Source organism: Methylomonas montana (genome assembly GCF_030490285.1).
Taxonomy (GTDB): domain Bacteria; phylum Pseudomonadota; class Gammaproteobacteria; order Methylococcales; family Methylomonadaceae; genus Methylomonas; species Methylomonas montana.
Genome location: NZ_CP129884.1, coordinates 3,181,091 through 3,206,259, shown reverse-complemented (window position 1 = coordinate 3,206,259; position 25,169 = coordinate 3,181,091). Strand labels below are relative to the sequence as shown.

Below are 25,169 nucleotides of genomic sequence, written 5' to 3'. Positions count from 1 at the left end.
GCCGGTGATAGGGCAACTGCTGCCCAAGGAAAACCATAACTGCTACGTTAGTGGTATGGTGGACAATTTGACCTGTCTCTCGCTAGACATAGTGGCTGTCATTCTTGGCGAATTGTGGGTTAATCCTTCGCCAAAATGGAACGCACAAAAAACAAAATGTGACACTACACAGAATGGTCAGGCTGTTTTTCTTTCTGTTGCATACCTGAGCCTTTCCTTATTCTCTCCAGGCATCCCGCAATAAATTAACGATTTGTCATGCAGATGGGGTATGTTCTTGACAATGTCAAATAACTCTTTGCTGTTACAATTAGGAGAATACCGAACAGTAAATGCCTAAAAGGATGCATGGACAGCTATCTTTTCTGTACTCTACTTAAGCCGACTTAACCGCAAAATGAAAAATCCTGGTTATTGGCTAAGCCTTTTTTTGTTATCAGTCCCAGTTATTTCCTGCGTCGAGGCGGACTGGCATGGTGACGTCAAATTAATTAGTGAATACATTTACCGAGGCTATTCCAAAAGTCGCGGAAATCCGGTCGTTCAAGCACATTTGGAGTATCAAAACTCGGCTGGCTGGTTTAGCGGTGTGGAACTATCTCAGGTACGTTTTGACGATATTCTAAATCGCGACAGAGCCGAAATGGAATTGCAGCCTTATCTGGGCTGGAGCCAGTTACTTGCAGGTGATTGGCGTGGCGAAGTATCGGCGCGGGGCTATGTTTTCGATAACAAACTGTTCAACCATCGTGCCGAGTACGCTGAATTATACGGATCATTGCATTACCAAGACTGGTTGACTGTGCAAATAGCATTTGCGCCGGATGCGTATCAGCGCGAAGTCGATACGCTGAATTACGAGCTAAATCTACGTCACGATTTACTGGATAATCTGCAGCTATCCGCTGGAGCAGGTTACTATCGGGCTGGGGCGTTATTGGGACAAAATTATTTTTACTGGAACGCAGGGGTATCCTGGTTTGCGACCAATTACCTGGCTTTTGACTTGCGCTATGTAGATTCCAGTTTGCATGAGCATTACGAGGCTGAACCCTATCTCGACGAGTTTTATCTGCGTCAACAGGATAATCAATATCTATTTTCGATGACGCTAGGATTCTAAAAAAATTTCTTTCTCATTGAACCGGCAAAAGGATTTAAGGCATACAGTGGAACAGACAACGCAAAACTTCGCTGACTATGCTGAAACTTGTCAAATCGCAGCCTTTTTCTATGTCAACCAAAGCCGTAAGCGGAGTTGACGAATATGCATTGCTTGGCGCCATCGTCGATGGCGATGCGAAGGCCTTTGAGGCTTTTTACAAGCTTTATTATTCAAGGCTATTGCGCTTTATCCTGCGTACCACCCGCCAACCAGAATTGGTCGAAGAACTGATCCAGGAAACCTTGCTGCTGGTCTGGCAGCAACCACAACGCTTTACCTACAACAGCAAGATATCGACTTGGGTATTCGGCATTGCCTATCGTAAAGCCTTGAAAGCGATGAGTAAAAACGCAAAACGCTTCAATGATCTGGATATGGACGAATTGAGCGAAACCATCGATGACCCTATGGCTGATCTGGCGCAGAATATCGAAAATCAGGATTGGTTGAATATCGCCTTGGCGCATCTATCCGCCGACCAGCGTGCGGTAATAGAACTAACATTTTTTCACGGCATGTCCTATCAGGAGATTGCGCAGATTCTCGACTGTCCCGAAAATACGGTCAAAACCCGCATGTTTCATGCCCGCAAAAAACTGCATGCCTTTGCAACTGCAATGGAGCACTAATTCATGCCAACTACGACCGCTAGCGATCTGCATCGCGAAATTCAACAATTGTTGCCCTGGTATATTAACCAGACTTTGTCGTACGAGCAGCATCAACAGGTTGAGCAACACCTGAAGCAATGCCTGGTGTGTCGCCGTGAATGGCTGAATTTACAAAAGTTGGCAGAGCAAATTATTGCCCCCAGCGACCTTGAAGTCTCCGCAGAAGCTTCATTCGCTCGGTTACGTATGCGGTTGGGCAAACACTGCCAAGCTAAATCAGTATCAAGTACACCGATTCCGACATCTCTGCCTAGTCGACGTTATCAACGTGCCGCAATCGCCAGCCTGAGTCTGGCGGCTTCGCTGCTGTTGTTAATTGGCTTAAGTATTTGGCCTACAGAGAAAGCCATGGTCAATTTTGAGTACACCACCTTGTCGGCCAGTCAACCGATTCAGAGCGAGCACGCCCTGTTAAAAGTGGTGTTTGCCAAAGAGATGTCGAGTGAGGTGATGGATGAGTTGCTGGCACGAATTCAGGCGCAAAAAATCGGCCAAGCCAATAGTATGGGGGCTTTTACCATCAAATTGGATACAGCCAGCCACTTGACGACCGATCAGGCTTTGGCATTATTACGTAGCCACCGTGGTGTTCTACTGGCCGAACCGGTACGGCAATGAGTCGACTGTTTTCTACGTTCATTCTGTTATTGCTGGCATTGGTGGCTGGTTGTGCTGCGAGAACCGATTTAACCAAACTCGGCGATCAAGCTGACGAAGAACGCTGTCTGTTAGTAACTTTTGTAGACCGAAGTATCAATCGAGATCTGTCCGGTAACACTCAAGACTCTTACCGGGTGCACGGCCAATACAGTAATTCCAGTTGGAGCGAACGTCAGGCACAACAATTAGCCGAACGTTATCGATTGAACTATATCGTTCAGTGGCCAGTGACTGAGCTGGGCGTCAGTTGCGTGGTATATGAAGTACCGGCTAATGTATCGCTGCAGCAAACACTGGAGGCCCTGAAAGAGGATCGGAATGTTGGCTTGGTTCAACCGATGCAGAATTTTAAGGTGTTAAGCGAGCCGCAATCCAGAGCCCCTAATTACAGCGACCCCTATCTTAAACTACAAAGCGGATTTCAAGCGCTAGGCATCGCCGAACGCCATAAAACCAGCACTGGTCGAGGTGTGCGTATCGCTGTGATCGATACTGGCGTCGACTTGGAACACCCAGATTTAAAAGGCCAAATCAGCTACTCGGAAAACCAGGCGCCAGAGCCTGTGGATCACGATCTGGCCGATTGGCATGGCACTGCGGTTATAGGAGTATTATCGGCTCGGCCTGACAACGGCATCGGCATAGCCGGGATTGCGCCGGATGCCGAGATTCTGGCATTCCGCGCCTGTTGGCCGGAACAATCAGGCGCGTTAACGGCACATTGCAACAGTTTTACCCTCGCATTAGCGCTGAATCAAGCCTTGCGAATGGACAGCCAAATCATCAATCTCAGCCTGGCCGGGCCAGAAGATCCGTTACTCAAAATGTTGATTGAAAAAGCCCTCAGCAAGGGCGTGATGGTCGTCGCGGCGATATCGCCAGATGCCCAAAAAAATAGTTTTCCGGCTTCTATGCCCGATGTGATTGCCGTCGGTTGTGGTGGCGAGCAAGTGGCGAAAGCCGTGTTTGCACCGGGGCGGGACATACTGACCACGGTGCCACACCAGGCCTATGATTTCATGACGGGCAGTTCGTTTGCTACTCCGCACGTTGCCGGCATGATTGCGTTGATGTTGCAACAACACCCTGGATGGCGTAGCGCCGACATTCGTCAACAATTGCACCGCGAACTTAGCGCTGGCCTCAGCGAGCAAAAAATCAACTGAGTCCTCATCGCCAGCGCAACTGCAATGCATGCCGATAAAGTCCATAGTAAAACCTCAATGTTGAACCTTGCGTCAAGGATGGATGGAAAAATAAAGAAAAATATCGATGAGGCCGTTGTAGGTAGCGATCAGGCGATAGATTTCGTAAAAGTTTCTGCAGTGCTTCTTAAAAAAATCATCAAGCTTACTTTTTAAGCCCTATCGATGCCCTTGAAGGCCGAAATTGTCTGCGCGTTGCGATAATGGGGGCAAATATCAAACGAGATTTTTACCTGTCTTGTCCTGCAATCGTTAGATTTTGGCTTGGGCGATATGCGTCTGGCCCTGATATCCGCGGTTTCCAGTGATTACAGATGGCGTTTTGCCCATGACGCCAAAGCGGTGTTGCGCATGGCGGCCATCTTCAACGGCATCACTATCAACCAACTCATCAATTCCCTATGTAAAGACTTGTCTGTAAAATTCGCGGTTTAATCTTCGCTTTCAATGGAGCAATCAACAAATGGGTAGAGCCTATCAAAACCGTAAAGTGTCCATGGCTAAAACGGCGGACGCCAAGACAAAGGTCTATAGCAAATACGGCCGCGAAATCTATGTGGCCGCTAAAGCGGGAGGCATCGACCCGTCAGGAAACTTGGCCTTGCGCGGGTTGATTGATCGAGCCAAGAAAGACCAAGTGCCTTCCCATGTCATTGAAAAAGCCATCGACAAGGCTAAGGGCGGTGGTGGCGAAGATTTTGCGCCGGCGCGCTACGAAGGCTTTGGGCCGGGCGGTTGCATGGTGATTGTCGATTGCTTGACCGATAACCCTAACCGTACTTTCGGCGATGTGCGCCTGTGTTTTACTAAAACAAAATGCAAAATCGGTACGCAAGGTACTGTCAGCCATATGTTCGACCATGCCGCGATCCTGGCGTTTAAGCACGACGATGAGGATGCGGTGCTGGAAGCATTGCTGGCGGCCGATGTGGATGTGAACGATATCGAAAGCGACGATGGCAAAATCACCGTCTTTACCCCCCAAGCCGATTACTTTAAGGCCAAGCAAGCGCTAAGCGACTTGTTGGGCGAAATCGATTTCGAGGTGGACGAGATTCAATTTTTGCCGAAAGGCGCCACCACGATTAGCGGCGACGATGTAGCCTTGTTTGAAAAATTTCTGGACATGTTGAACGAACTGGACGATGTCCAGAGCGTTTACCACGATGTCGAGGGTGTTTAGGTAGTGGCAGGGCATTGAGCCGGATGCGTCGCTCACCACGCCTAATCGCAGAATTGGCCTTTGAATAATCATTATGCAGCCCATTAACAGTATTTGCGTCTATTGCGGTTCCAGCCCCGGACGGCGGGAAGCATACGCCACGGCGGCGTTCGGACTGGCCGAAGCGCTCGTCAGTCGCAACATCAGATTGGTGTACGGCGGCGCCGGCATCGGCATTATGGGGATGGTGGCCGATCGGGTGTTGAAGCTCGGTGGGCAAGTCATCGGCGTGATACCGAAGGCTTTGGCGCATAAAGAAGTCGCCCATCCTAATCTCACCGAACTGCATGTCACGTCATCCATGCATGAAAGAAAGATGCGGATGGCCGAGTTATCCGATGGCTTCATCGCGTTGCCCGGCGGCATCGGCACACTCGAGGAATTATTTGAGATCTGGACTTGGGCGCAGCTGGGTTTTCACGATAAGCCCTGCGGATTGCTGAACGTGGCCGGTTATTACGATGCCTTGATCCAGTTTTTAGATCACGTCCTGGCGGAGCAATTTGTTAAACCCCACCATCGCGGCATGTTGATAATGGAAACCGACCCGAATCTTTTGCTTGATCGCTATAGCAATTATCAGCCGCCTGCTGTAAAACATTGGCTTAGTGAGGATGAAACCTGATTGATGGTCGTGCCAATGACGTTTGCAAGCGTGGGAAACTGCTTTTGTAAAATCCGATTGAACGGATCGGCCAATAAACAGTGATTATTTTAGGCAGTCTAGTGGTAAACTGTCGTTCAGCGATTACCCCTCATTCGTTGCCGATGCTTTTTAGCAGTCCATCCGCACCTTGCAAAGATTGATTCCACGCTTTTTTCCCTTTCGACATAACGTTTTCAGCCAAACACATGGTGACTTAAGTCGTATGGGAGATTTTTTAAACACCTCAATTTAAGGTTTATATGACCACATTACATACCCCACCACCACCGCGTTCCGACTGGCATTACGATGCTTACTTCCTAGAACAATTGGCTAAGCTCAAAAAGAAAGATACCGTTCAAGGCTCAACCACTCGTTCTTTCGACATGGGCGAAAAACCGAATCGGCTTCTGACACTACGCCAGCGGACAGTTAATCCATAAGCGAGTTTTAACGCACCTCAACTTATTTTAGATTTTGCATACAATGCCGCGCCGACAATACCCGCCTGATTTAAAAAAGCGGCAGGTTTCACCGGGGCTTCCACTGATAATTGCTCTTTAAACTTATCGAACTTCTTACTGGCGCCACCGCCAAGAATGATTAGATCGGGCCAAAATAGTTTTTCCATCAGAGTCAGGTAAGCGTTGAAACGATTACCCCAGGATTTCCAGCCTAAGTCTTCGATTTTTCGTACGGCATCCGATGCATAGCGTTCCGCTTCCACGCCATTGTCCAGATACATGTGGCCCAGTTCCGTATTGGGCAGTAACTTGCCATCCGAAAAAAGCGCAGAGCCCAGTCCCGTACCAATGGTGATTAGTAAGACCACGCCAGCTTGACCCGCGCCCGCGCCGAAATGAATTTCCGCCATGCCGGCCGCATCTGCATCGTTTACGTTATAACAAGGGCAATTGGTAGCTGCTGAGAACAATTGGTCGATATCGGTATCTATAAACGATTTCGCTATATTGGATGCGGTTCGCGCCACGCCTTGTTGAATAGCGGCGGGGAAACCGCAGCCTACCGGCCCGCTCCAGTGAAAATGCAAGACCAATTGGGCCAGCACCGCCGCAATCGCTTCCGGCGTAGCGGGTTGTGGTGTCTCGATCCGGTGACGCTCCGTGATGAGTTTGCCGGTTTCCGTATCGACAATTGCGCCTTTTATACCCGAGCCGCCTATATCCACACCGAGAATTTGCATAATACGTCCTGAAAATGAGTTGTTTTGGCTGAGCATTTTAAGCGATGCTCATCCGAAGACTACATTTATAAGCATTAACAGGGACGATTGCTGCAGTTGAAAAAGGGATACTCTCAAGAAAGCCCTCGAACTGCCTTTATTTCGGGGCTGGATTAATGAAACTGAAAGATTGTAGGATGTTCCATAGGCGATATTCCCCGGCCATCTATTTGATTTTGAATCGGCAAAGGTGCCGCACCGGCGGCCGGTGCATTCTGGGTTGCCAGGAATAAGCCCACAATAATCAAGCACAGGCTGATGGCGCATCGCTTGAATTCGCGTGCACAGGTTTTCAAAAATGCCTGGTCAGACATGTTTGCCTCCTTTTGGGTTGGGATTAAAAATATTTTGCCAGCGTTGTTGGATTTACAACGGTTAAATCAATCTGAAACGACGCTGATCACCTTTGTCTGCATGTGTTTCCTGATAAATTTGCAGGGCTTCGCTGCGAATCTGATCGCAGAAAGCGCATAACCCTGCGCTTTCGGTGTGCCGTTTTTCGTGATGCGATAATAAGTCGCCACAGCGGCTGCAATGAGTGATTTTACGGAGTGCTTTCATGGTAGTCGCCTCACAATCGATAATTAAGTGGAAATGATGCTCTCGGTTCACGGGTGGTTTTTTGCCCTTGTCGAGAGGAGATGTGCTTTATCTTTGGCAATATCGATGCCACTTTAGAGCTTCGGACTGCATAGATTATTTAACTATTTATTTGATAAAGATTTTATGAGGTGACTTTGCGCGAGACCAGTGAAATAACGCACAAGAAATTGCGGATTTCCGCACTGTATTTCGTAGCATTTACGAAATGTCGTCATTGGGTCAAAAAAATGTGATACATTTCGCTAAATTGCATTGGGATAATCAGTTCTATTACTAGGTATTGTCCGTACCTACCGATCAAATGCTAGAGAGCAAGCATGCGGCAACCAGACTATTCAGCCATCATTCAGATACTGCGCGGCGCCGTCGCTTTTTTTTTCATTGGTCTAACGCCGATCATTCCCGCCATGGCTTTCGCCGCCGGCCACATGGGCCATATGTCGATTCATGATTCAAGCGGATTGCCGGGTGATTTTCTGCTGTTTCCGGATGTGACCGGCATCGTTCGATATGACCAGGAACCTAGAAAAAAACTGAGTAACAGTGAGGTCATTCCGGCCATCAATGTGTTTTACACTGCCGATTATCAACGCTTTCGTTTTCTGGGCGAATGGCTGGTCAGCACCAAAACCCATAATCTGGAGCGATTTCAATTGGGTGTGCATGTGGGAGAGGACGCCAGCCTTTGGCTAGGACGTTTTCATAACCCGATTGGTTATTGGAACATGCAGTTTCATCACGGCGCCTTTCTGCAAACCACCATCAGCCGGCCAGGCATCATGGCCTTCGAAACCGCCGGCGGAGTGATACCGAATCATTTAACCGGGTTTTTATGGGAAGGTGTTCGCCAATTTGGTGAGGCCGGGGTGTATTACACGGTCGGCGCGGGGGCTGGTCCGCAAATCAATAAAGGTTTGGAAGCGTTCAATCTGATCGAGCCGGGCGGCTCGCATCGGCCCAGTGCATCGTTTCGGTTGGGTTATCAACCCGTCAGCTACGGCATAGATGAGTTCGGCGTCTCCGGGGCTTACAACCAAATCCACTCTGACGAGTTGAGCGTTAAGAACGTCAATCAATTCGTCGCCAGCGCCTATGCCAACAAGCAAATCGACTCGGTGCGTCTGTTAAGCGAAGTGGTCTACGTCAATAACAGCCTGGAAAGTCCGCAGGGCGCTAAAGCCTACGATGATTTTCTCAGCGCTTACGGCCAAGTCGAATGGGCTCTACATCCGCGCTGGACCTTGGTCGGCAGGGTAGAAGGCACCTTCGGCGCCAGCAACGACCCGTATTTGGCGATGTTTCCCAAATTCGTTGAGGATAGGTTTCTGGGCGGCGTGCGCTATCAAGTCAATCACAACATGGCCTTAAAGCTTGAAGCTTCGCGAGACCATCTGCGCGACGATCACTTCGGCCAAGTGATGTTTCAATGGAGCGCGGTATTTCCATGAGAATCGTCCGCGCGTTGGGTGTCCTTGGCTTGCTGTTTTTGCTCGGTGTGCAGAGTCTGTGGGCCATCACCCGGCATTCTCTGGTATTGGCCACCAGCTCGGCGTCGTCGATACCGGCCTTGACTGTGCAAGAGGCCAGAAAGTTATTTCTCGGCGTGCCGCTGGAGAAGGGCGGCGAGCACCCGATACCGCTGTTGAATATCAGCGACCCGCTGATCTTCGAGGTATTCCTGCAAAAAGTGGCTTTTATGTCCGCCAACACCTACGAAAATCAAACCTTATCGGTGGTGTTTCGTTTGGGTGGCAAGCGGCCGGAGAGTTTTAACGATCTGAATCAGTTAGTGGCCGCGTTACAGCAACATCCCGGCACCGTCACTTATTTGTGGGAGGATCAGGTCAGGGCCGATCAAGGTATTAAAACAGTCAACATGTTATGGCAGGGAGCTCTGGAATGAATCGGTTTTTTCATAGTTTTAACGGTCGAATGATCCTGGCGGTGGTGGGCATTCATCTGCTGTTGATCCCGGTGTTGTTGTTCGGGATTTATCGGGTGATAAAGCCTAGCCTGGAGGCGCAGTTCGTCAATTACGTCCGCTCCGACGCGCTGTTGTTCAGCAATCTGGTCGCGCCTCGCCTGAATCGGGCCAACGACGCCGAACTGCAACAATTGTTGGGCGAGTTTCTGCTGAATGGCCGGCTGGCGTTTGCCGAAATCGCCACTGAACGCGGCAATATCAGCGCCGACATCGAATTGAACGCCAAGCAGCAATTTCAAGAGGACTTTTTTTTCGGCGAGCATGACGACGATATTTATTTTCTGGCAGTGCCGATCGCCAATCCCGACGATGGTTCCTTATCGATGCTGCGCTTGGGCTACGACGAACGGCAGATCCAGCAGGATATTGTCACGATCTACCAGCGTAGCGTTTATTTTGTCGCCGTTTATCTGGGCGTATCCTTGCTGGTGGTGGGGCTGTTCGGACGTAAGCTGGTCCGGCCTCTGGAACGTTTGCGCGATGAAGCGGAACAAATCGCCGCCGGCAATCACACCGGCAAATTCAGCCCCGGTACTAAAATCACCGAAGTGGCGGCCTTGGCCGAACATCTGGAGAAAATGCGCCAAGCGCTGCTCTCGGCCCGTGATGCGGCCTTGCAAGCCGCCGGCGCGAAAGGCGAGTTCCTAGCCAATATGAGCCATGAAATCCGTACGCCGATGAACGGCATCATCGGCATGATCGGGCTGACCTTGCGTACGGAACTGACCTCGCAGCAACGCGAATTCCTGGCCATGGCCAATAGTTCCGCCGATGCCTTGCTGCGCATCGTCAACGATATTCTGGACTTTTCCAAAATCGAGGCCCGTAAACTCGAACTCGATCACGCCCCTTTCAAGGTACGCGATAGCTTCGGCGATACGCTAAAACTGCTGGCGAGTCACGCCCACGAAAAGGGCCTGGAATTGATGTTGCGCATCGATCCGACCACACCGGACGATTTGGTCGGCGATATCGGTCGCTTGAATCAGGTCATCATCAATCTGGTTGGCAATGCGATCAAATTCACTCAGCATGGCGAAATCGTGGTGCAGGTTAAACCCGAAGTAATAGACGAAAATCAAGTACGCCTGAATATCGCCGTCAGCGATACCGGCATCGGTATTTCAGCCGATAAGCAACAACTGATTTTCGAAGCCTTCGCCCAAATCGACGCCTCTTCGACTCGGAAGTTTGGAGGCACGGGATTGGGCCTGTCGATTTCTGCGCGCTTAGTCGAGTTGATGGGCGGGCATTTAACGCTGGAAAGCGAAGAACATAAGGGCAGCATTTTTTCCTTTACCGCGTTGTTCGACCGCTATACCAAGAGCGAGTCGGACGTTGCCGCCTTGCCGGTGAAAGACGTCAGGGGCTTGTCGGTGTTGATCGTGGACGATAATGCCATCAATCTGCGGGTTTTTGCCGAAACCTTGAGCCATTGGGGCATGATCCCGACCACCGTGGATAGCGGCGAGGCGGCGATTGAAGCCTTGCGAGACATGGCCGCCAGCGGCGATAGCTATGCGCTGGTGTTGCTGGATGCGATGATGCCGATCATGGATGGCTTCATGGTGGCCCACAAGATTAGAGAAGATCAAGGCATAGAGCCGGTGACGATCATGATGTTGTCGTCCGCCGACCGGCCCGAGGATTCCGAACGCTGCCGGGATTTGGGGATTAATCTGTATGTGCGTAAACCGGTCAAACACTCGGAATTGTGGAACGCCATTCAATCGGCCTTGAGTAAGGCCGAAGCAAGACCGGTCGCTAGTCTGCCTTTGGCCCCGTTTGCACCGACGCGGCGATTAAAGATTTTGTTGGCGGAGGACAACCCGGTCAACCAATATATGGCCGTGGTGTTGCTGGAAGAACGCGGCCATACCGTTAGGGTCGCCAACAACGGCCAAGAGGCGCTGGATTTGCAGGCAAACGAAGCGTTCGATCTGATTTTGATGGACGTGCAAATGCCGGTGATGGATGGTTTTCAGGCGACCGGGGCCATTCGAGCCAAAGAACGTGAAACCCAACAACATATGCGGATTATCGCGATGACCGCGCATGCGCTGAAGGGCGATCGGGAACGGTGTCTGGAGGCGGGGATGGACGATTACATCGCCAAACCGTTTCAAGAGCAGGATTTATTGGCCATCGTGGAGTGCTGGAATATGACGGAACCAGATCAAGACAATAGCGACAGCGTGGCTATAGTGGAGGAGGCCGAGCCGGCCCTAGATTGGCAGCAAGCCCTGGACCGGGTGCGAGGCAGACAGCAGATGTTATGCAAAATGATGACCTTGTTTCAGGCGCAATCAGGCAAGCTATTGAATGAAGTCGACGATGCCATCCAACGCCAGGATGCCGATTTGCTGAGACTGGCCGCCCACACCTTGAAAAGCTCCGCTAACAGCATTGGCGCGTTCGCATTAGGCAATATTGCCCAGCAACTGGAAACCCTGGGCCAGCAGGCGATTTTCAGCGAAGCGGCCGCCAGTTACGACCAACTTCAGCAAGCGATTGTCCGGCTCGAGCCCGCCATTCAGGATTACTTGAACGAATTTCAAGAATGATTAGTTTCGTTTATTTTAGGGAGCAGGCATGACGCATAAGCGGCAGCGCGATAAACCGTTGATATTGATGCTGGACGATAATCCGGTCAATTTGGCAGAATTGGCCGGGCTGGTCGATGAGACCGGGTTTGAAGTGCTGTGCGCGGAAACCGGGGAAATTGCCTTGGTGCAAGCCGTGGCGCATCTGCCCGACCTGATCTTGCTGGATGTGTTGATGCCGGGCATGGACGGCTTTACGGTTTGCGAGCATTTGAAAGCCATTCCGTCGACTCGCGATATTCCGGTGTTATTCATGACCGCATTGGCGGATACCGCCGATAAATTGAAAGGCTTTCAAGTCGGGGCGGTCGATTACATCACTAAGCCGTTTCAATACGAGGAAGTGATCGCGCGCGTACAAACCCATCTGACCTTGCAAAAACTGAAACTGGAGCTGCAAGAGAAAGAAGAGCGGCTGTCGCGCATTTTCGAAAACGCCATGGATGCGATCATGACCCTGGATGAATCGGGCAAGATCATGCTGTTCAATGCGGCCGCGGAGCAGATGTTCCGTTGCAAGGCCGTGGACCGGATCGGCCGGTCGGTGGACTGCTTTCTATCGCCTGAACTCTACAAAACCCTGATCAACTTTCGCAACGGCTTTCCCGCCGACAAGGCCATTTGGGTCAGTGAAGGCTTGACGGCGGTGCGAGCCGACGACGAAAGTTTTCCGATCGAAGCGACCATTTCCCGCGTCGAAACTACCGGTCAGCAACTGTATATCTTAATACTGCGCGACATTAACGAGCGCAAGGCCCGCCAGCAAGCGGAAGCCGAATGCAATACCCTGCGCGGCATCAACCTCTATCTGCAGGAGGAAGTGCTGGCCAGCCGCGACGGCGAGGAATTGATCGGCAATTCGCCGGCATTGCATCGGGCCATGGAACTGGTCAGACAAGTGGCCGATACCGACGCCACGGTGTTGATCACCGGCGAGACCGGCACAGGCAAGGAATTGATCGCCAGGGCGATTCATAATCTCAGCACGCGCAAGGACAAAACCCTGGTCAAGTTGAATTGCGCGACGATTCCGGAGAATCTGGCCGAAAGCGAATTATTCGGTCACGAAAAAGGCTCTTTTACCGGTGCGATTGCCCGTAAGCTGGGCCGATTTGAACTGGCGAACGGCGGGACATTATTTCTGGACGAGATCGGCGAATTGCCGCTGGAGATGCAAGCCAAACTGTTGCGAGTCTTGCAGGAAGGCGAGTTCGAGAGGGTTGGCGGCACCCAGACCTTGACCTGTAATGTGCGGGTGATTGCCGCGACTCACCGGGATTTGGCGCAATTTTCTCAGCAGGGTAAATTCCGGGCCGATCTGTATTATCGCCTGAACGTGTTTCCGATCAATCTGCCGCCGCTACGCGAGCGCAAGGAAGACATTCCGTTCCTGGTCAAACATTTCATCGATAAATACGCGGCAAAGTTTGGCAAAAAAATTCAGTCGATTCCGGAACGGATGATGTCCGATCTGCAAAGCTACTTTTGGCCAGGCAATATTCGCGAGTTGCAACACATCATCGAACGCGCGGTGATTCTGACCAAGGGCTCGCAACTGGCCAGCGTCGATTGCGTCAACGTGATGAGTGCGGCCCCGCAAGCCGCGTCGCCGATCGTCACCTTGGACGAAGCCGAACGCGCGCATATTCTCAGAGCCCTGGACGCGACATCCTGGCGCATTGCCGGCAATCAGGGCGCGGCTAAAATCCTGGGAGTGCCGTCGACCACCTTGCGTTCGCGCATGGAAAAACTAGGCATCAGCAAGCCGGCGTAATCAATGGCGGCGCGTGGCCGGAATATTCGCTTGCCGAGCGGGTTTGCCGCGAGCCTGGTCAAATGCAGGATTCTTGCTCGTCTTTCGCTGGCCGCAGCGCCCGAGCGATTTGTTTCTTTTGTATTTATGAGTTTGGGAAGGCTTGGCGTAAAGTAATTGCCGAAAATATTTGTATCGATAAGCCGCTCATGACATCGACGATCACCTGATCGGACAGACGGCGGGCTAATGTCTTCCAAGCCTGGTTGGCCAACAAGCGCTTTCGCGGACCGGTAAACTTTTTCGGCGGCGTATAAATAATGTTAGAATTTCAGCCCAAAAAAGCAGCCTCTGGCAGGATGCCTTGCCTCGAAAAACAGGTTTTCGTTAAATCTTTTCTAAATCCAAACTATGAAAATTAAACAATATCAGGTCGATGCCTTCGCGGAGCGGCCGTTTACCGGCAATCCGGCGGCAGTTTGTCTGCTAGAGCAATGGCCCGAAGACGCCTTGTTGCAGGCTATCGCTGAAGAAAACAATCTGTCGGAAACCGCGTTTTTAGTGCCGTTCGCTGACGGCTTTCATCTACGTTGGTTCACGCCCGCCACGGAAGTGCCATTGTGCGGTCATGCTACGCTGGCGGCGGCGCACGTGGTTTTCCAGCATCTGAATTTTTCGGGTAGGGAAGTGGTGTTTCATACCTTGAGCGGCGTGTTGCTGGTGGTTCGCCAGGATGGCCGATTGCTGATGAATTTTCCGGTCAGCCGGCCCGAGATTTGCCTAGAACCGCCGGCGGCATTGTCCGAGGCATTGGGCTGCCAACCCTTGGAAGTCTGGGCAGCTGACGACTATCTGGTGCTATTGAGCAACGAAGACGACATCAAAAAGTTGACGCCGGATTTTGCTGCGTTGAAAACTTTGGATTTGCGCGGCGTGATAGTCACGGCGGCCGGGCGAGATTGCGATTTCGTCAGCCGTTTCTTCGGGCCGAAAGTAGGCATTAACGAGGATCCGGTGACCGGTTCGGCGCATTGCCAGCTAGCGCCGTTTTGGGCGGACAGCTTGGGGCGAGAGCACTTGATCGGTAAACAAATTTCCCGGCGTGGCGGTACGATCGAATGCCAGTTGCTTGGCGAGCGCGTTTTGCTGGCCGGCAGTGCCGTCACAGTAATCAGCGGCGAGATCGATTGCTTATGATAGACATCGTACCTTTCATTCCGGTCTACCAAGACGGCGTCGTCGATTTGATACTGCCGATCCAGCAACGGGAATTCGGCCTGGCCATCGATTTGCACGAGCAGCCGGATTTGAAAGAAATTCCGGCGTTTTATCAAAACGGGGCCGGTAATTTCTGGGTGGCGCTGGACGATGGCGTGGTGGTCGGCAGCATCGGTTTATTGGATATAGGCAACGAACAAGCCGCCTTGCGGAAAATGTTTGTCGCCGCGCCCATGCGCGGTAAACCGTATCGTGTCGCCGATAACTTGTTGGCCGAATTGCTGGCTTGGAGCCGACGCAAACGCCTGCGGGAAATTTATTTGGGAACCACCGAGAAATTTACCGCCGCTCAGCATTTTTACCGTAAGCATGCTTTTGCCGAAATTGCCAAGACCGATTTGCCGGCAAGCTTCCCGGTGATGGCGGTGGATAGCGTATTCTTCACGCGCGGGGTCGATTCCGGCAAGTTCGCCGAAAACTATGCAAATTTGTCGTCAGATCAATAAACAAAAAACAGCATGATAGATAGTATTTTCAGCCTGTCCGAGAGTATTCGTTATGTGGCGGTATATCGGAACGGCCAGCTTCAGTCGCGGGTTAAAGCCGGCTTGGCGTCGGCCAGCAGTGCCGAAAGCGACCGATACGAAGAGTTATTGGTTAACCCGACCCTGCTGAAATTGGCCGAGCAACGCGGCAACATCGACTGCGGCGGCCTGGATTATTTAGTGGTGCGCTATGGGCACTTTTTCCAGTTCGTGCTGCCCACTGACTGGGGGCATGCGTCGGTCTGCATTGCGGCGGATGCCGAGCCGATTGAGATTGGCGAGCGGGTCAAGGCTTTAGTCAATGGGGAGGGCTAAGACTTGGCAGTCAATTCGGCATGCATTTTCGTTTTATCCAGTTCTCGTTCGGAATGCGAGATTACGATGGTGGCCACCGCGTTGCCGACGATATTGGTCAGGGCCCGCGCTTCCGACATAAACCGGTCGATACCCAGGATCAACGACAATGCGGCCACCGGCACGGCTGGCACTACTGTCAAGGTTGCCGCCAAGGTGATGAAGCCGGCGCCGGTTACCCCGGATGCGCCTTTGCTGGTCAGCATCGCCACCAATAACAGCGTCAATTGCTGGCTTAGGCTTAAATCGACATTCAAAGCCTGAGCCACGAACAGCGCAGCCATGGTCAGATAGATGTTGGTGCCGTCCAGGTTGAACGAATAGCCGGACGGCACCACCAGGCCGACTACCGAGCGCGAGCAGCCCAATCTTTCCAGTTTGTTCATCAGCGGCACCAAGGCCGATTCCGACGACGAAGTGCCCAGCACGATCAACATTTCTTCCTTGATGTAGCGCAATAGCCGAAAAATATTGAAGCCGGTCAGCGCCGCGATGCTGCCCAGAATCACGATGATGAACAGCCCGCAGGTCAGATAAAAACTGCCCATCAGCGCGGCCAGCGGTTTCAGGGCGTCCACACCGTATTTGCCGATGGTAAACGCCATCGCCGCGCCGGCACCGAAGGGCGCCAGTTTCATGATCACGTTCATCATCGCAAAAAAGATATGCGAGCATTCTTCGATGAACAGATAGACCGATTTGCCGGCGTTGCCCATCTGTTGCAAAGCAAAACCGAATAGCACCGAAACCAGCAACACTTGCAATAGATCGCCGGAGCCGGTGAAGGCGTCGGTAAAGGTCTTGGGAATAATATGCAGCAGAAAATCGGCAGTGCTTTGCTGGCTGGCCTGCTTGACGTAACCTGACACCGCTTGCGCATCCAGCGTGGCCGGATCGACGTTAAAACCTTGGCCGGGCTTGGTCAGATTGGCGACCAGCACGCCCAAGGCCAGTGCGAAGGTGGATACAATTTCGAAATACAGCAAGGCTTTCACGCCGACCCGGCCGGCTTTCTTCATATCGTCGGCGCCGGCGATGCCCAGCACGATGGTACAAAACACCACCGGCCCTATCAGCATTTTGATCAGGCTGATAAAGCCGTCGCCTATGGGCTTAAGCGTCACTGCGTGTTGGGCGTCCAGATAGCCGAACAAGCCGCCGGCGACAATTGCCAGCAACACCCATAGATAGAGCCGGGCTGCGGGACTGGGTTTAGCGGATTGATGCAGGGAGCTGTTTTGCGGGTTCATGTTTATTCACGACATCGATGGGCCAAGCGAGGGCGAACTATCGTCGAAAGCCGTCGACAGGGCAAGGCTTAATACCAGGCTCCGAATTAAACGACGCCGGGTATATCCCTTTTGCAAATCGAAATTCGGTTTGTTGACGCCTTCACCACAACCCTATCCCGGAGGGCGAGGGAATTTTTAGACGTTCCCTATAGAGCAATGACAAAACTGCGCTAAAACGGACGCTTCAAACCGACCCGATCGCCTTTTTCAGCAAGGACTTCAGCATATAGATGGCCAGGCTGGTTGCAGCAGCCAACATCGCCAGCAGCATAAAAAAATCCTGTTTCGGCATGGTTTCGTAAAAACTGCCGATGTAGCCGGACAGGTAGTTGCCGAAAAACGTAGACAAAAACCAAACGCCCATCAACATGCCAGCCAGTCGCGGCGGCGAAACCTTGCTGACCAGCGATAGGCCGATGGGCGACAGATACAGCTCGCCCAAGGTGTAAATCAAGGTGCATAGCGCCAGCCATAGAAAGCTGATTTTTTCGTCGGCTTGCAGGCCATCGATCGCAAAAATCAGTATTAGAAACGAAGCGCCCAGCAAGCCGGCGCCGATGGCCATTTTGCCGATGCTGGACATCGCACCCTTGCGCCGCGCCGATAAAACGTTGATCAGCGGAACCAGGATAAAAATAAACGCCGGATTGAAGGATTGAAACCAGGTGGATGGCATTTCCCAACCGAAAACCTGCCAGTCGGTATTGTGTTCGGCAAACAGTTGCAGGGTGTTGCCTTGTTGTTCGTACACGGCCCAGAACAGAATATTGAGTACCGCCAATCCCAGCAGCCCGGTTATCGTCTGCCATTCCTTGACGGTTAGCGGCGCCGGTTCGGCGGTATCGAGCAATTTGCGGTCGAAATGATCGGCGGCCAGATATTTTTGACCGCACAGATACACCAGCAAGCCCAGCAGCATGCCGATGCCGGCGGCGCCGAAACCGTAATGCCAGCCGTAGCGTTGGCCCAGGGTGCCGCAGATCAAGGGCGAGAAAAACGCTCCCAGGTTGATGCCCATGTAGAAAATAGTGAAAGCGCCGTCGCGGCGCGGGTCGCCGGGCGGATATAAACTGCCGACTTGGGTCGAGATATTGGGTTTGAAACAGCCGTTGCCCAGAATCAAGAACAGTAGCGCCCACAGGAAAAATGCTTCCGAGGTCATCAGGAAGTGCCCGATTGCCATCAACAACGCGCCCAGTATCACGCATTGGCGTTGTCCCAATATCCGGTCGGCCAAAATGCCGCCGAATAAGGGCGTGAAATACACCAGGCCGGTGTAAAGCCCGTAGATTTGCGAGGCCAAAGCTTGAGTCGATAGTGGTCCGAACCAGCTTTCCAAACCGCTTTGGAGCGCTCTAAAGCCAAACACGCTGGTGTCGGTTTGCGCCGCTTGAATCAGGTGCTGAGTCAGATAGAGCACCAGTAAGGCGCGCATGCCGTAATAAGAAAAGCGCTCCCACATTTCGGTGAAAAACAGCACGAACAGGCCAACGGGGTGGCCAAACAGGTTTTTTTGATTCACGTTGAACAGCGTTGTTAAGTTGGCGGGACTGGTTTTAAACCATCATCTCATAAGCGCCACGCTGGGGCATTTTGACTGTAAACCCTCGATAAACGCACCGACTTGTAACACCTTATGCATGAGTGCCAAAAAAATTGTCTGTTCAGGGCTTTGCCGGCTATCGATTCGCCGGATTGGCTGTTATAAAGAAGCTTGGCGCCGTGTGCGGCGCTATTCGGCATCGTTCGTTCGGAAAAACGATGTCGATTCAAATTATTCAAGGAACCTCTATGACAACGCTAAGCGATTATTTCGATTACCGGTTCGATGCGGACGGGAATAACTATGTGGAGGTTTCGATTCGAGGCGTGACGCTGCTCAGGTTGCCGGCGACCAATAAAGGTACCGCGTTTACCGAGCAGGAGCGCATCGAACTGGGTCTTGACGGTTTATTGCCACCCTATGTGACCGATCTGGAGCATCAGCTGGTTAGACTGTATGCCAATTACCAAAAACAACCCGACGATATTGCCAAATATCAGTTTCTGCGCGCGGCACAGGATCGTTCCGAGGTGTTGTTTTATGCATTATTGGAAAGGCATTTGCAAGAAATGGTGCCCATCGTCTATACCCCGACCATCGGTTTGGCGGTGCAGCAATTCAGCTCAAATTTTACCAGTAGCCGCGGCCTGACTTTTTCGTCGGCCAATATCGATAGCGCCGAAACCATACTGAAAAATTATCCCTGGCACGATATTCGGATGATCGTGGTCACGGATTCGTCGTCGATTCTCGGTATCGGCGATCAGGGCATGGGCGGCCTGGCGATTTGTATCGGCAAGCTGGGGCTGTACACAGTCGGCGGCGGTTTGTGTCCGTTTCAAACCTTGCCGGTCAATCTAGATGTGGGTACCGATCGCGCCGAATTGTTGGATGATCCGTTCTATCTGGGAGCGCGGCATAAGCGTTTGCATGGCCAAGCCTATTTCGAATTGGTCGATAAATTCGTCAATGCGGTCAAGGCCACCTGGCCCAAAGCCATTATTCAATGGGAAGACTTTGCCAAGCATGTGGCTTTTGATTTGCTGGCGAAATATCAAGACCAGTTGCCTTGTTTCAACGACGATATTCAAGGCACGGGCGCGGTAGCGTTGGCCGGTTTGCTGTCGGCTTGCCGGCAAAAGGGCGAAACCCTTGCCGAGCAAACCGTGGTGGTAGTCGGCGCCGGCGCCGGCGGCTTTGGCGTGGCCAGCGCGATCAAGAAAGGCATGCTGCGCGAAGGTTTAACGATGGAACAGATCCTGCAACGGATTTTCATCATCGATGCCCACGGTTTGGTGGTGAAGGAAGCCACCATCGAAACCTACAAATTGCCGCTCGCGCATACCCAGCAGAGTTATCACGATTGGGATATTCCGGACGACAGGGTGCCCAATCTGTTGGAGGTGGTTAGCCACGCCAAGCCCGGCGTGTTGTTGGGATTGACCGGCGTGGCCGGATTATTCGACGAAGCGATCGTCAAAACCATGGCCGAAAATCATCCGCGTCCGATCATTTTCCCTTTATCCAATCCCACCGCCAATTGCGAAGCAAGGCCGGAAGACATCTTGAAATGGACACAGGGCAGGGCCATCGTCGCCACCGGCAGTCCATCGGCCGATGTGCTCTATCAAGGCCGGTCTTATCCGATAGGCCAGGGCAATAATGCCTTTGTCTTTCCGGGACTGGGGGTGGCGGCGGTACTGGGCGAATGCTGCCGCATCAGCGATGCAATGGTCTTGGAAGCGGCTTATGCCTTGGCCGATTACATAGCGCAAAATTGTTTCGAAGCCGGTTTGATCTTCCCGCCCATCGCCGATCTGAAAGCCGTCAGTTTGCAGGTTGCTACCAGGGTGTTGGCGAAAGCGCTGAAGGATGGCTCCGCTACCCGTCAGGATTTGCAAGGCGTCGATTTGCAGGCTTATGTCAAAGCCCATCTCTGGCAGGCCCGGCATTTGCCGTTCAAATATGCGGCGGCGCTCGAGGATGTTAGGGCTTGATGGAGTCAGTGTGGTTCGCTTTACAACAGGCCGGGGGATTGATCGGGTCTGTGGATGCACAAACCCTGGCTTATCTGATCGGCGGGGTCGGCATCCTGGTGGAATGGCGCGCGTATTGTCTGCCCAGTGGCCGGGCGTTTCGGCGCTGGTCGGCGGCCGGCGCGGTATTGTGGGCGGCCCAATACCTATTGTTGGCTGCGTGGACCGCCGGTTTGACAATGGCGAGCACCGCCGTGCGGACTTTGCTTTCCGGCCACTTGGTAAAAGGACTGTACAAACATTGGGCGGCGGCCGGATTTTTGGCGTTGTTTAGCACGTTGACCCTGGTTTCCTGGCAAGGCTGGATTTCGCTGCTGCCGGCCTTTGCGGTGATCAATACTACCTTGGCATTGTTTTATCTGGGGAATCGGAACATGCGCATCGCGTTGCTGGTGTCCAGCGTGGCCTGGATTGCCAACGACTATTACTGGCAAGCCTGGCCGGCCTTGTTGGCGGAAAGTGTGGCGATGGGGATTAATTTGCGGACGATTCGCAAGCTGTTTACCGACCGGGGTTTAGGTTGAGCGGCATGCGTGTTGGTCAATTTGGAAATCGGCATCAATATATCAAATCCGGTTTCGATGATGGAAGGGCCAATTGATGTGCGAAAGGGAATAAAAGCCGGCAAGCGATAATTTGCTTTTTTCGGGGTGATACGGCCATATCTCGCCGGATTCAATGAAGCTGCGAATGGCAAACGCCGCCCAAAACCAGGGGTAAGGTGTGGTGAATTTACTAACTGCGTCGGTGGCATTTAATATTACAGTCACACAACAGTCATATCTCCGTGATATTTTGGTAACAAAACAGATAGCTGTTTCGCGTGTGTTTTTATGGACGCCGTTTTTATGGCGTCCAGCCGCTGCTCATGCCCTTGGCTCAAAATGAGCGCTAATCCTGTGTTTTTGGAGTATTAACGATGGCGATAAGAAAAAAATTGTTTATCCTGGTTTTTCTGGGAATGACGACAGGCAATGCCGAGGCGACTGTGGTTGGGCCTTACGCCAGTGCCGAGGCAACGTTTGATTGGAGTTCATTTTCGGTTCAGGCTTATGCGTTGGGTCCAGGCGCCGCGCCCAGTGTGACTTGGAGCAACCAGTTCTCGTCGGTAATAGCTATGACTCAAGCGGCCAATGTTTACCAGAGCAGCGCCGACTGGAGCACTTCATTGCACAAGACGGCGGGAAATACCGCCACACAGGCACTGGCTGGTGCCGATGCCACCACATTACATGCGTCGGCGCTGGTCACTAATTCCGCCGATTACGCCGGGGCAACCAGTTACCGTTCCGGCGGCCTTAACGTAACCGGCAACGGCTTGCTGGTTTTTTCGATGCACTACAGCCTTGATGCCGCACTAGTGCCCGACGCTAGCTCAACCTTCAATAATTCAGCAACGGCTGGTGTCGATTTCTTCGCACAAAGAACCGGTTCGAACGCACATTCTGAATTTTTCTCTGCCAACAGCTCCCTCAATCTCAACAGCGGAAATACCGGTACTTCGCCCGTCCATCTGGCCGGGGTGCTGAATCTGGCCCTGCTAGTCAGCCACGGTGACCAGTTTGATTTTTTGGCGGATAGCCGCGCTAGCGCCTCACTCGGTACCATGCAACCCATCATGCCAATCGGTATCCCAGTCTCCTCGGTGCCTTTGCCGGGCGCAGTCTGGCTGTTTCTGTCGGCAGGCGCATGCCTATTGAGTTTGACTCGCCGCAAATCGACACTAAGCGCTTAAAAGTAAACAATCCTCAGCCCAGGCATTTCAGCCCGCATTTCTCCGATTGGCGATAGCGTAATCGGAGAAATGTTTATTGACCTATTTCCGGCATGCTGCTGGCAGCCAGTTTTTCTGGCTGTAACAGGATTTTCCTGACGCCGGTTCGCGCGGCGTGCTCGAATGCCGCCGGTCCGTCTTCCAGGGCATAACAGCCGTCTATCATGGTTTCCACAGGCAGTTTGTTCGCTCCCAGCAACGCTAACGCGTCCGCGAACGGGCCGCAGCGCGAGCCGATGATATTAATTTCGTACACCACCACTTTGCTCATATCGACCGCTTCGTTTGCCGCGAAGGTGCTTTTCAGCACCAAGGTGCCGCGTGGTTTGACGATGCGCAAGGCTTGGGCAAAGCCGGCGGCTTGGCCGCTGGCATCGACGACGCAGTCGAAACGGTTATCGGCTATATCGGCAACCAGGCCGGTCGCCAGCTGCCATTGCTGCGGCAATGCCAAGGACGCTGCCGAGCGCCCCAACACGGTTACTCGGTATCCGGCCAGACTAAGTACCTTGGCGATCAATAAACCCAAGCGGCCCGGCCCCACCACGGCAATATCAACGATAGGCAGTGTTTCGATTTGGGCGATGATCCGCACGGCGGCGGCCAGCGGTTCGGTAAACACCGCCGCTTGATCGGATACGTCATCCGGCACCGCGTACAAATTGCGCACCGGCAGGCTAAAGTAATCGGCGAACACGCCGTCGCGGTTGCGAATGCCTAGCACTGTTCGGTTCAAACAATGCGCCGGGCCATCGCGGCGGCAGATATCGCAGACATTGCAGCCGATGTTGATCGAGCCCACCACGCGCCGATTCAACCAGTCGTTGTGCTTGTCGTCGGCAACGGTAACTACCGTGCCGACGAATTCATGGCCGGGGATGCCGGAAAATCCGGCATAACCTTTCACTAACTCCAGATCGGTCGAGCAGATTCCGGCCAAATGCAGTTTTATCAAGGCTTCGCCGTCGGCCAGCTCCGGGAGTGGCATATCGCTGCGATAGGCTAAAACATGGTTTAAAGTCAGGGCTTGCATGGGCAGACTGGGAAAGCGTCAGGTTAAGATTATTTGTTTACAACAAATCCGGCGTCAGAGTATACCTTTAATCATTTCCAAGCATTTTTCAGGTGGCTTGCCATGACACATTCGACGATACCTGCTAGTCCGGCGGACGCTTTTCAGCACTTTCTTGCCACACCATTGGATGCGCTATTGGTCCCGCAGCAAGACGTTAGTGCCGAAGAAAAATTTCTGGCCTTATTTCAACGCTGCGCGGTGGAGGTCCCGGCTTACCGGCAATTTTTGCAAGCCCACGGGATCGATCCTGCCCGGATTGATAGCTACCAGGATTTTCAAAACCTGCCGTTGATGGGTAAGGCGGATTATATGCAGGCCTACCTCTTGCCGGCGCGTTGTTTCGGCGGCAGTCTAAGCGGTGCGGATCGGGTCGCGGTATCGTCGGGTTCTACCGGGCAGCCGACTTTTTGGCCGCGGTCTGCGGCTTACGAGCTGGATGTGGCGGTGCGCTTCGAGCAAGTGTTTAAAGACAGTTTCCAAGCCGACAAGCGCAGCACCTTGGCAGTGGTGTGCTTCGCGTTGGGCAATTGGGTGGGCGGCTTGTTTACCACGTCTTGTTGCTGGCATTTGACCCGAAAGGGCTATCCGTTGATGGTAGCGACGCCGGGTAACAATAAAGCCGAAATCTTTCGGGTAGTGCGCGAGTTGGCGCCGCATTTCGAGCAGACGGTGCTGTTGGGGTATCCGCCGTTTATCAAGGATGTGATCGATGCCGGTACCGGCGAAGGCATCGTCTGGTCCGATTTTAAGCCTAAGCTGGTGTTCGCCGGTGAAGTCTTCAGCGAGGAATGGCGAGCTCTATTGGCGCAACGCATCGGCTCGCAAGCGGTGTGTTTCGATTCGGCATCGTTATACGGTACAGCCGACGGCGGGGTATTGGGCAACGAAACGCCTTTCAGCATCGCGATTCGGCGTTGGCTGGCGCAACGGCCGGAGGCCGCGCGGGAGCTGTTCGGCGAATCGCGTTTGCCGACCCTGGTGCAATACGACCCTCGCAGCCGTTTCTTTGAAATGCACGACGATACTTTGGTGGTGTCCGGCGAAAATAGCGTGCCGTTGCTGCGCTATCATATTGCCGATAAGGGCGGAGTGCTCAGCTTCGGGCAAATCTGGGATTTCCTGAAACAACATGGTGTGGAATCGCTTAGTCAGTTAGGCTTGGATAGCGATTTTCAAGCGCGCCAGCTGCCGTTTGTTTACGTGTTCGGCCGGGCGGATTTCACCGTTTCCTATTACGGCGCCAATATTTATCCGGAAAACGTGACGGTAGGTTTGGAGCAGCCGGAATTTTCGGCTTGGGTGACCGGTAAGTTCGTGCTGCAAATCCAGGAAACCGAAGACCGCGATAAATATCTGCATATTGCCGTGGAACTGTTGCCGGGCGTCGCGGCGAACGATTCGATGGCGCCGGCGCTTGCGGCATCTATCCGCGAACAACTGCTACGCTTAAACAGCGAATTCGCCCATTACACGCCAGCCGAGCGGCAATTGCCAAAAATTAGCTTGCATGCGTTTGCGGATAGTGAATATTTTCCGGTGGGTGTGAAGCATCGATATACTCGGCGATGACAGGCACG

The 25,169-nt window shown here is 52.6% G+C and carries 25 protein-coding genes; 19 read left to right on the top strand and 6 right to left on the bottom strand.

Annotation, left to right across the window (positions count from 1 at the left end; translation table 11 throughout):
- Positions 1 to 397: 397 nt before the first annotated feature.
- The 8 genes from QZJ86_RS14745 to QZJ86_RS14710 all read left to right on the top strand — a co-directional run bounded on the left by QZJ86_RS14745 (position 398) and on the right by QZJ86_RS14710 (position 5,548).
- Positions 398 to 1,123, top strand: a complete 726-nt coding sequence (locus QZJ86_RS14745; protein WP_301671199.1) for a TorF family putative porin — start codon at positions 398 to 400, stop codon at positions 1,121 to 1,123.
- 110 nt (positions 1,124 to 1,233) lie between these two features.
- On the top strand, positions 1,234 to 1,794 hold the full coding sequence (locus QZJ86_RS14740; protein WP_301671198.1) for an RNA polymerase sigma factor: 561 nt from the start codon (positions 1,234 to 1,236) through the stop codon (positions 1,792 to 1,794).
- Between the two features lie 3 nt (positions 1,795 to 1,797).
- Complete coding sequence (locus QZJ86_RS14735) at positions 1,798 to 2,454, top strand: zf-HC2 domain-containing protein (RefSeq protein ID WP_301671197.1); 657 nt, start codon at positions 1,798 to 1,800, stop codon at positions 2,452 to 2,454.
- The gene (locus tag QZJ86_RS14730) at positions 2,451 to 3,662 is read left to right on the top strand and encodes a S8 family peptidase (protein ID WP_301671196.1); all 1,212 of its coding nucleotides are present in this window, start codon (positions 2,451 to 2,453) and stop codon (positions 3,660 to 3,662) included. Before QZJ86_RS14735 ends, QZJ86_RS14730 begins: the two co-directional genes overlap by 4 nt.
- A gap of 24 nt (positions 3,663 to 3,686) precedes the next feature.
- Positions 3,687 to 3,857, top strand: a complete 171-nt coding sequence (locus QZJ86_RS14725; RefSeq protein WP_301671195.1) for a hypothetical protein — start codon at positions 3,687 to 3,689, stop codon at positions 3,855 to 3,857.
- Between the two features lie 117 nt (positions 3,858 to 3,974).
- Positions 3,975 to 4,136: a hypothetical protein gene (locus QZJ86_RS14720; RefSeq protein WP_301671193.1), complete on the top strand. Its 162-nt coding sequence runs from the start codon at positions 3,975 to 3,977 to the stop codon at positions 4,134 to 4,136.
- Positions 4,137 to 4,164: 28 nt separating this feature from the next.
- A complete protein-coding gene (locus tag QZJ86_RS14715) occupies positions 4,165 to 4,884 on the top strand; it encodes a YebC/PmpR family DNA-binding transcriptional regulator (protein WP_301671191.1) in 720 nt (239 codons plus the stop codon).
- Between the two features lie 73 nt (positions 4,885 to 4,957).
- Complete coding sequence (locus tag QZJ86_RS14710) at positions 4,958 to 5,548, top strand: LOG family protein (RefSeq protein WP_301671189.1); 591 nt, start codon at positions 4,958 to 4,960, stop codon at positions 5,546 to 5,548.
- 481 nt (positions 5,549 to 6,029) lie between these two features.
- On the opposite strand, the gene ppgK is transcribed toward QZJ86_RS14710, so the two are convergent.
- From ppgK to QZJ86_RS14695, 3 genes are all read right to left on the bottom strand, one after another.
- A complete protein-coding gene (gene ppgK, locus QZJ86_RS14705; RefSeq protein ID WP_301671187.1) occupies positions 6,030 to 6,773 on the bottom strand; it encodes a polyphosphate--glucose phosphotransferase in 744 nt (247 codons plus the stop codon).
- Positions 6,774 to 6,925: 152 nt separating this feature from the next.
- Positions 6,926 to 7,126 carry a hypothetical protein gene (locus QZJ86_RS14700; RefSeq protein ID WP_301671186.1) on the bottom strand — a complete coding sequence of 67 codons (201 nt, stop codon included), beginning with the start codon at positions 7,124 to 7,126 and terminating at the stop codon, positions 6,926 to 6,928.
- A 61-nt stretch (positions 7,127 to 7,187) separates the two neighbouring features.
- Positions 7,188 to 7,373, bottom strand: coding sequence for a hypothetical protein (locus tag QZJ86_RS14695; protein WP_301671185.1), 186 nt, complete (start codon positions 7,371 to 7,373; stop codon positions 7,188 to 7,190).
- Between the two features lie 359 nt (positions 7,374 to 7,732).
- On the opposite strand from QZJ86_RS14695, the gene QZJ86_RS14690 reads away from it, so the two are divergent.
- From QZJ86_RS14690 to QZJ86_RS14660, 7 genes are all read left to right on the top strand, one after another.
- Positions 7,733 to 8,863 carry a hypothetical protein gene (locus tag QZJ86_RS14690; protein WP_301671184.1) on the top strand — a complete coding sequence of 377 codons (1,131 nt, stop codon included), beginning with the start codon at positions 7,733 to 7,735 and terminating at the stop codon, positions 8,861 to 8,863.
- Positions 8,860 to 9,318 carry a hypothetical protein gene (locus QZJ86_RS14685; RefSeq protein ID WP_301671183.1) on the top strand — a complete coding sequence of 153 codons (459 nt, stop codon included), beginning with the start codon at positions 8,860 to 8,862 and terminating at the stop codon, positions 9,316 to 9,318. The genes QZJ86_RS14690 and QZJ86_RS14685 overlap by 4 nt, the downstream gene beginning before the upstream one ends.
- Positions 9,315 to 11,963 carry a hybrid sensor histidine kinase/response regulator gene (locus tag QZJ86_RS14680; protein ID WP_301671181.1) on the top strand — a complete coding sequence of 883 codons (2,649 nt, stop codon included), beginning with the start codon at positions 9,315 to 9,317 and terminating at the stop codon, positions 11,961 to 11,963. Before QZJ86_RS14685 ends, QZJ86_RS14680 begins: the two co-directional genes overlap by 4 nt.
- Before the next feature lie 28 nt (positions 11,964 to 11,991).
- The gene (locus QZJ86_RS14675) at positions 11,992 to 13,776 is read left to right on the top strand and encodes a sigma-54-dependent Fis family transcriptional regulator (protein ID WP_301671179.1); all 1,785 of its coding nucleotides are present in this window, start codon (positions 11,992 to 11,994) and stop codon (positions 13,774 to 13,776) included.
- A 390-nt stretch (positions 13,777 to 14,166) separates the two neighbouring features.
- Positions 14,167 to 14,952, top strand: coding sequence for a PhzF family phenazine biosynthesis protein (locus QZJ86_RS14670; RefSeq protein ID WP_301671177.1), 786 nt, complete (start codon positions 14,167 to 14,169; stop codon positions 14,950 to 14,952).
- The gene (locus QZJ86_RS14665) at positions 14,949 to 15,479 is read left to right on the top strand and encodes a GNAT family N-acetyltransferase (RefSeq protein ID WP_301671175.1); all 531 of its coding nucleotides are present in this window, start codon (positions 14,949 to 14,951) and stop codon (positions 15,477 to 15,479) included. Before QZJ86_RS14670 ends, QZJ86_RS14665 begins: the two co-directional genes overlap by 4 nt.
- Before the next feature lie 12 nt (positions 15,480 to 15,491).
- A complete protein-coding gene (locus QZJ86_RS14660; protein ID WP_301671174.1) occupies positions 15,492 to 15,833 on the top strand; it encodes a hypothetical protein in 342 nt (113 codons plus the stop codon).
- Here the strand turns inward: QZJ86_RS14660 and dctA are convergent.
- The gene (gene dctA / locus QZJ86_RS14655) at positions 15,830 to 17,122 is read right to left on the bottom strand and encodes a C4-dicarboxylate transporter DctA (protein WP_301671173.1); all 1,293 of its coding nucleotides are present in this window, start codon (positions 17,120 to 17,122) and stop codon (positions 15,830 to 15,832) included. The two genes, QZJ86_RS14660 and dctA, sit on opposite strands and share 4 nt — an antisense overlap.
- Positions 17,123 to 17,348: 226 nt before the next feature.
- Complete coding sequence (locus QZJ86_RS14650; protein WP_301671172.1) at positions 17,349 to 18,686, bottom strand: peptide MFS transporter; 1,338 nt, start codon at positions 18,684 to 18,686, stop codon at positions 17,349 to 17,351.
- A 269-nt stretch (positions 18,687 to 18,955) separates the two neighbouring features.
- Between QZJ86_RS14650 and QZJ86_RS14645 the strand changes: the two genes are divergently transcribed.
- From QZJ86_RS14645 to QZJ86_RS14635, 3 genes are all read left to right on the top strand, one after another.
- A complete protein-coding gene (locus QZJ86_RS14645; RefSeq protein WP_301671171.1) occupies positions 18,956 to 20,704 on the top strand; it encodes an NAD-dependent malic enzyme in 1,749 nt (582 codons plus the stop codon).
- Positions 20,704 to 21,267, top strand: a complete 564-nt coding sequence (locus QZJ86_RS14640) for a YgjV family protein (protein WP_301938993.1) — start codon at positions 20,704 to 20,706, stop codon at positions 21,265 to 21,267. The genes QZJ86_RS14645 and QZJ86_RS14640 overlap by 1 nt, the downstream gene beginning before the upstream one ends.
- A 395-nt stretch (positions 21,268 to 21,662) precedes the next feature.
- A complete protein-coding gene (locus QZJ86_RS14635) occupies positions 21,663 to 22,478 on the top strand; it encodes a hypothetical protein (RefSeq protein ID WP_301671170.1) in 816 nt (271 codons plus the stop codon).
- Between the two features lie 73 nt (positions 22,479 to 22,551).
- Here the strand turns inward: QZJ86_RS14635 and QZJ86_RS14630 are convergent, their stop codons facing one another.
- Positions 22,552 to 23,550 (bottom strand): MDR/zinc-dependent alcohol dehydrogenase-like family protein, encoded by a 999-nt coding sequence (locus QZJ86_RS14630; RefSeq protein WP_301671169.1) that lies wholly within the window; start codon positions 23,548 to 23,550, stop codon positions 22,552 to 22,554.
- 102 nt (positions 23,551 to 23,652) lie between these two features.
- On the opposite strand from QZJ86_RS14630, the gene QZJ86_RS14625 reads away from it, so the two are divergent.
- A complete protein-coding gene (locus QZJ86_RS14625; protein WP_301671168.1) occupies positions 23,653 to 25,161 on the top strand; it encodes a phenylacetate--CoA ligase family protein in 1,509 nt (502 codons plus the stop codon).
- Positions 25,162 to 25,169 lie beyond the last annotated feature (8 nt).

Coding starts and splice junctions, on each gene's coding strand:
- QZJ86_RS14745 (WP_301671199.1), top strand. CDS start 398: ATGAAAAATCCTGGTTATTGGCTAAGCCTTTTTTTGTTATCAGTCCCA.
- QZJ86_RS14740 (WP_301671198.1), top strand. CDS start 1,234: ATGTCAACCAAAGCCGTAAGCGGAGTTGACGAATATGCATTGCTTGGC.
- QZJ86_RS14735 (WP_301671197.1), top strand. CDS start 1,798: ATGCCAACTACGACCGCTAGCGATCTGCATCGCGAAATTCAACAATTG.
- QZJ86_RS14730 (WP_301671196.1), top strand. CDS start 2,451: ATGAGTCGACTGTTTTCTACGTTCATTCTGTTATTGCTGGCATTGGTG.
- QZJ86_RS14725 (WP_301671195.1), top strand. CDS start 3,687: ATGCATGCCGATAAAGTCCATAGTAAAACCTCAATGTTGAACCTTGCG.
- QZJ86_RS14720 (WP_301671193.1), top strand. CDS start 3,975: ATGCGTCTGGCCCTGATATCCGCGGTTTCCAGTGATTACAGATGGCGT.
- QZJ86_RS14715 (WP_301671191.1), top strand. CDS start 4,165: ATGGGTAGAGCCTATCAAAACCGTAAAGTGTCCATGGCTAAAACGGCG.
- QZJ86_RS14710 (WP_301671189.1), top strand. CDS start 4,958: ATGCAGCCCATTAACAGTATTTGCGTCTATTGCGGTTCCAGCCCCGGA.
- ppgK (WP_301671187.1), bottom strand. CDS start 6,773: ATGCAAATTCTCGGTGTGGATATAGGCGGCTCGGGTATAAAAGGCGCA.
- QZJ86_RS14700 (WP_301671186.1), bottom strand. CDS start 7,126: ATGTCTGACCAGGCATTTTTGAAAACCTGTGCACGCGAATTCAAGCGA.
- QZJ86_RS14695 (WP_301671185.1), bottom strand. CDS start 7,373: ATGAAAGCACTCCGTAAAATCACTCATTGCAGCCGCTGTGGCGACTTA.
- QZJ86_RS14690 (WP_301671184.1), top strand. CDS start 7,733: ATGCGGCAACCAGACTATTCAGCCATCATTCAGATACTGCGCGGCGCC.
- QZJ86_RS14685 (WP_301671183.1), top strand. CDS start 8,860: ATGAGAATCGTCCGCGCGTTGGGTGTCCTTGGCTTGCTGTTTTTGCTC.
- QZJ86_RS14680 (WP_301671181.1), top strand. CDS start 9,315: ATGAATCGGTTTTTTCATAGTTTTAACGGTCGAATGATCCTGGCGGTG.
- QZJ86_RS14675 (WP_301671179.1), top strand. CDS start 11,992: ATGACGCATAAGCGGCAGCGCGATAAACCGTTGATATTGATGCTGGAC.
- QZJ86_RS14670 (WP_301671177.1), top strand. CDS start 14,167: ATGAAAATTAAACAATATCAGGTCGATGCCTTCGCGGAGCGGCCGTTT.
- QZJ86_RS14665 (WP_301671175.1), top strand. CDS start 14,949: ATGATAGACATCGTACCTTTCATTCCGGTCTACCAAGACGGCGTCGTC.
- QZJ86_RS14660 (WP_301671174.1), top strand. CDS start 15,492: ATGATAGATAGTATTTTCAGCCTGTCCGAGAGTATTCGTTATGTGGCG.
- dctA (WP_301671173.1), bottom strand. CDS start 17,122: ATGAACCCGCAAAACAGCTCCCTGCATCAATCCGCTAAACCCAGTCCC.
- QZJ86_RS14645 (WP_301671171.1), top strand. CDS start 18,956: ATGACAACGCTAAGCGATTATTTCGATTACCGGTTCGATGCGGACGGG.
- QZJ86_RS14640 (WP_301938993.1), top strand. CDS start 20,704: ATGGAGTCAGTGTGGTTCGCTTTACAACAGGCCGGGGGATTGATCGGG.
- QZJ86_RS14635 (WP_301671170.1), top strand. CDS start 21,663: ATGGCGATAAGAAAAAAATTGTTTATCCTGGTTTTTCTGGGAATGACG.
- QZJ86_RS14630 (WP_301671169.1), bottom strand. CDS start 23,550: ATGCAAGCCCTGACTTTAAACCATGTTTTAGCCTATCGCAGCGATATG.
- QZJ86_RS14625 (WP_301671168.1), top strand. CDS start 23,653: ATGACACATTCGACGATACCTGCTAGTCCGGCGGACGCTTTTCAGCAC.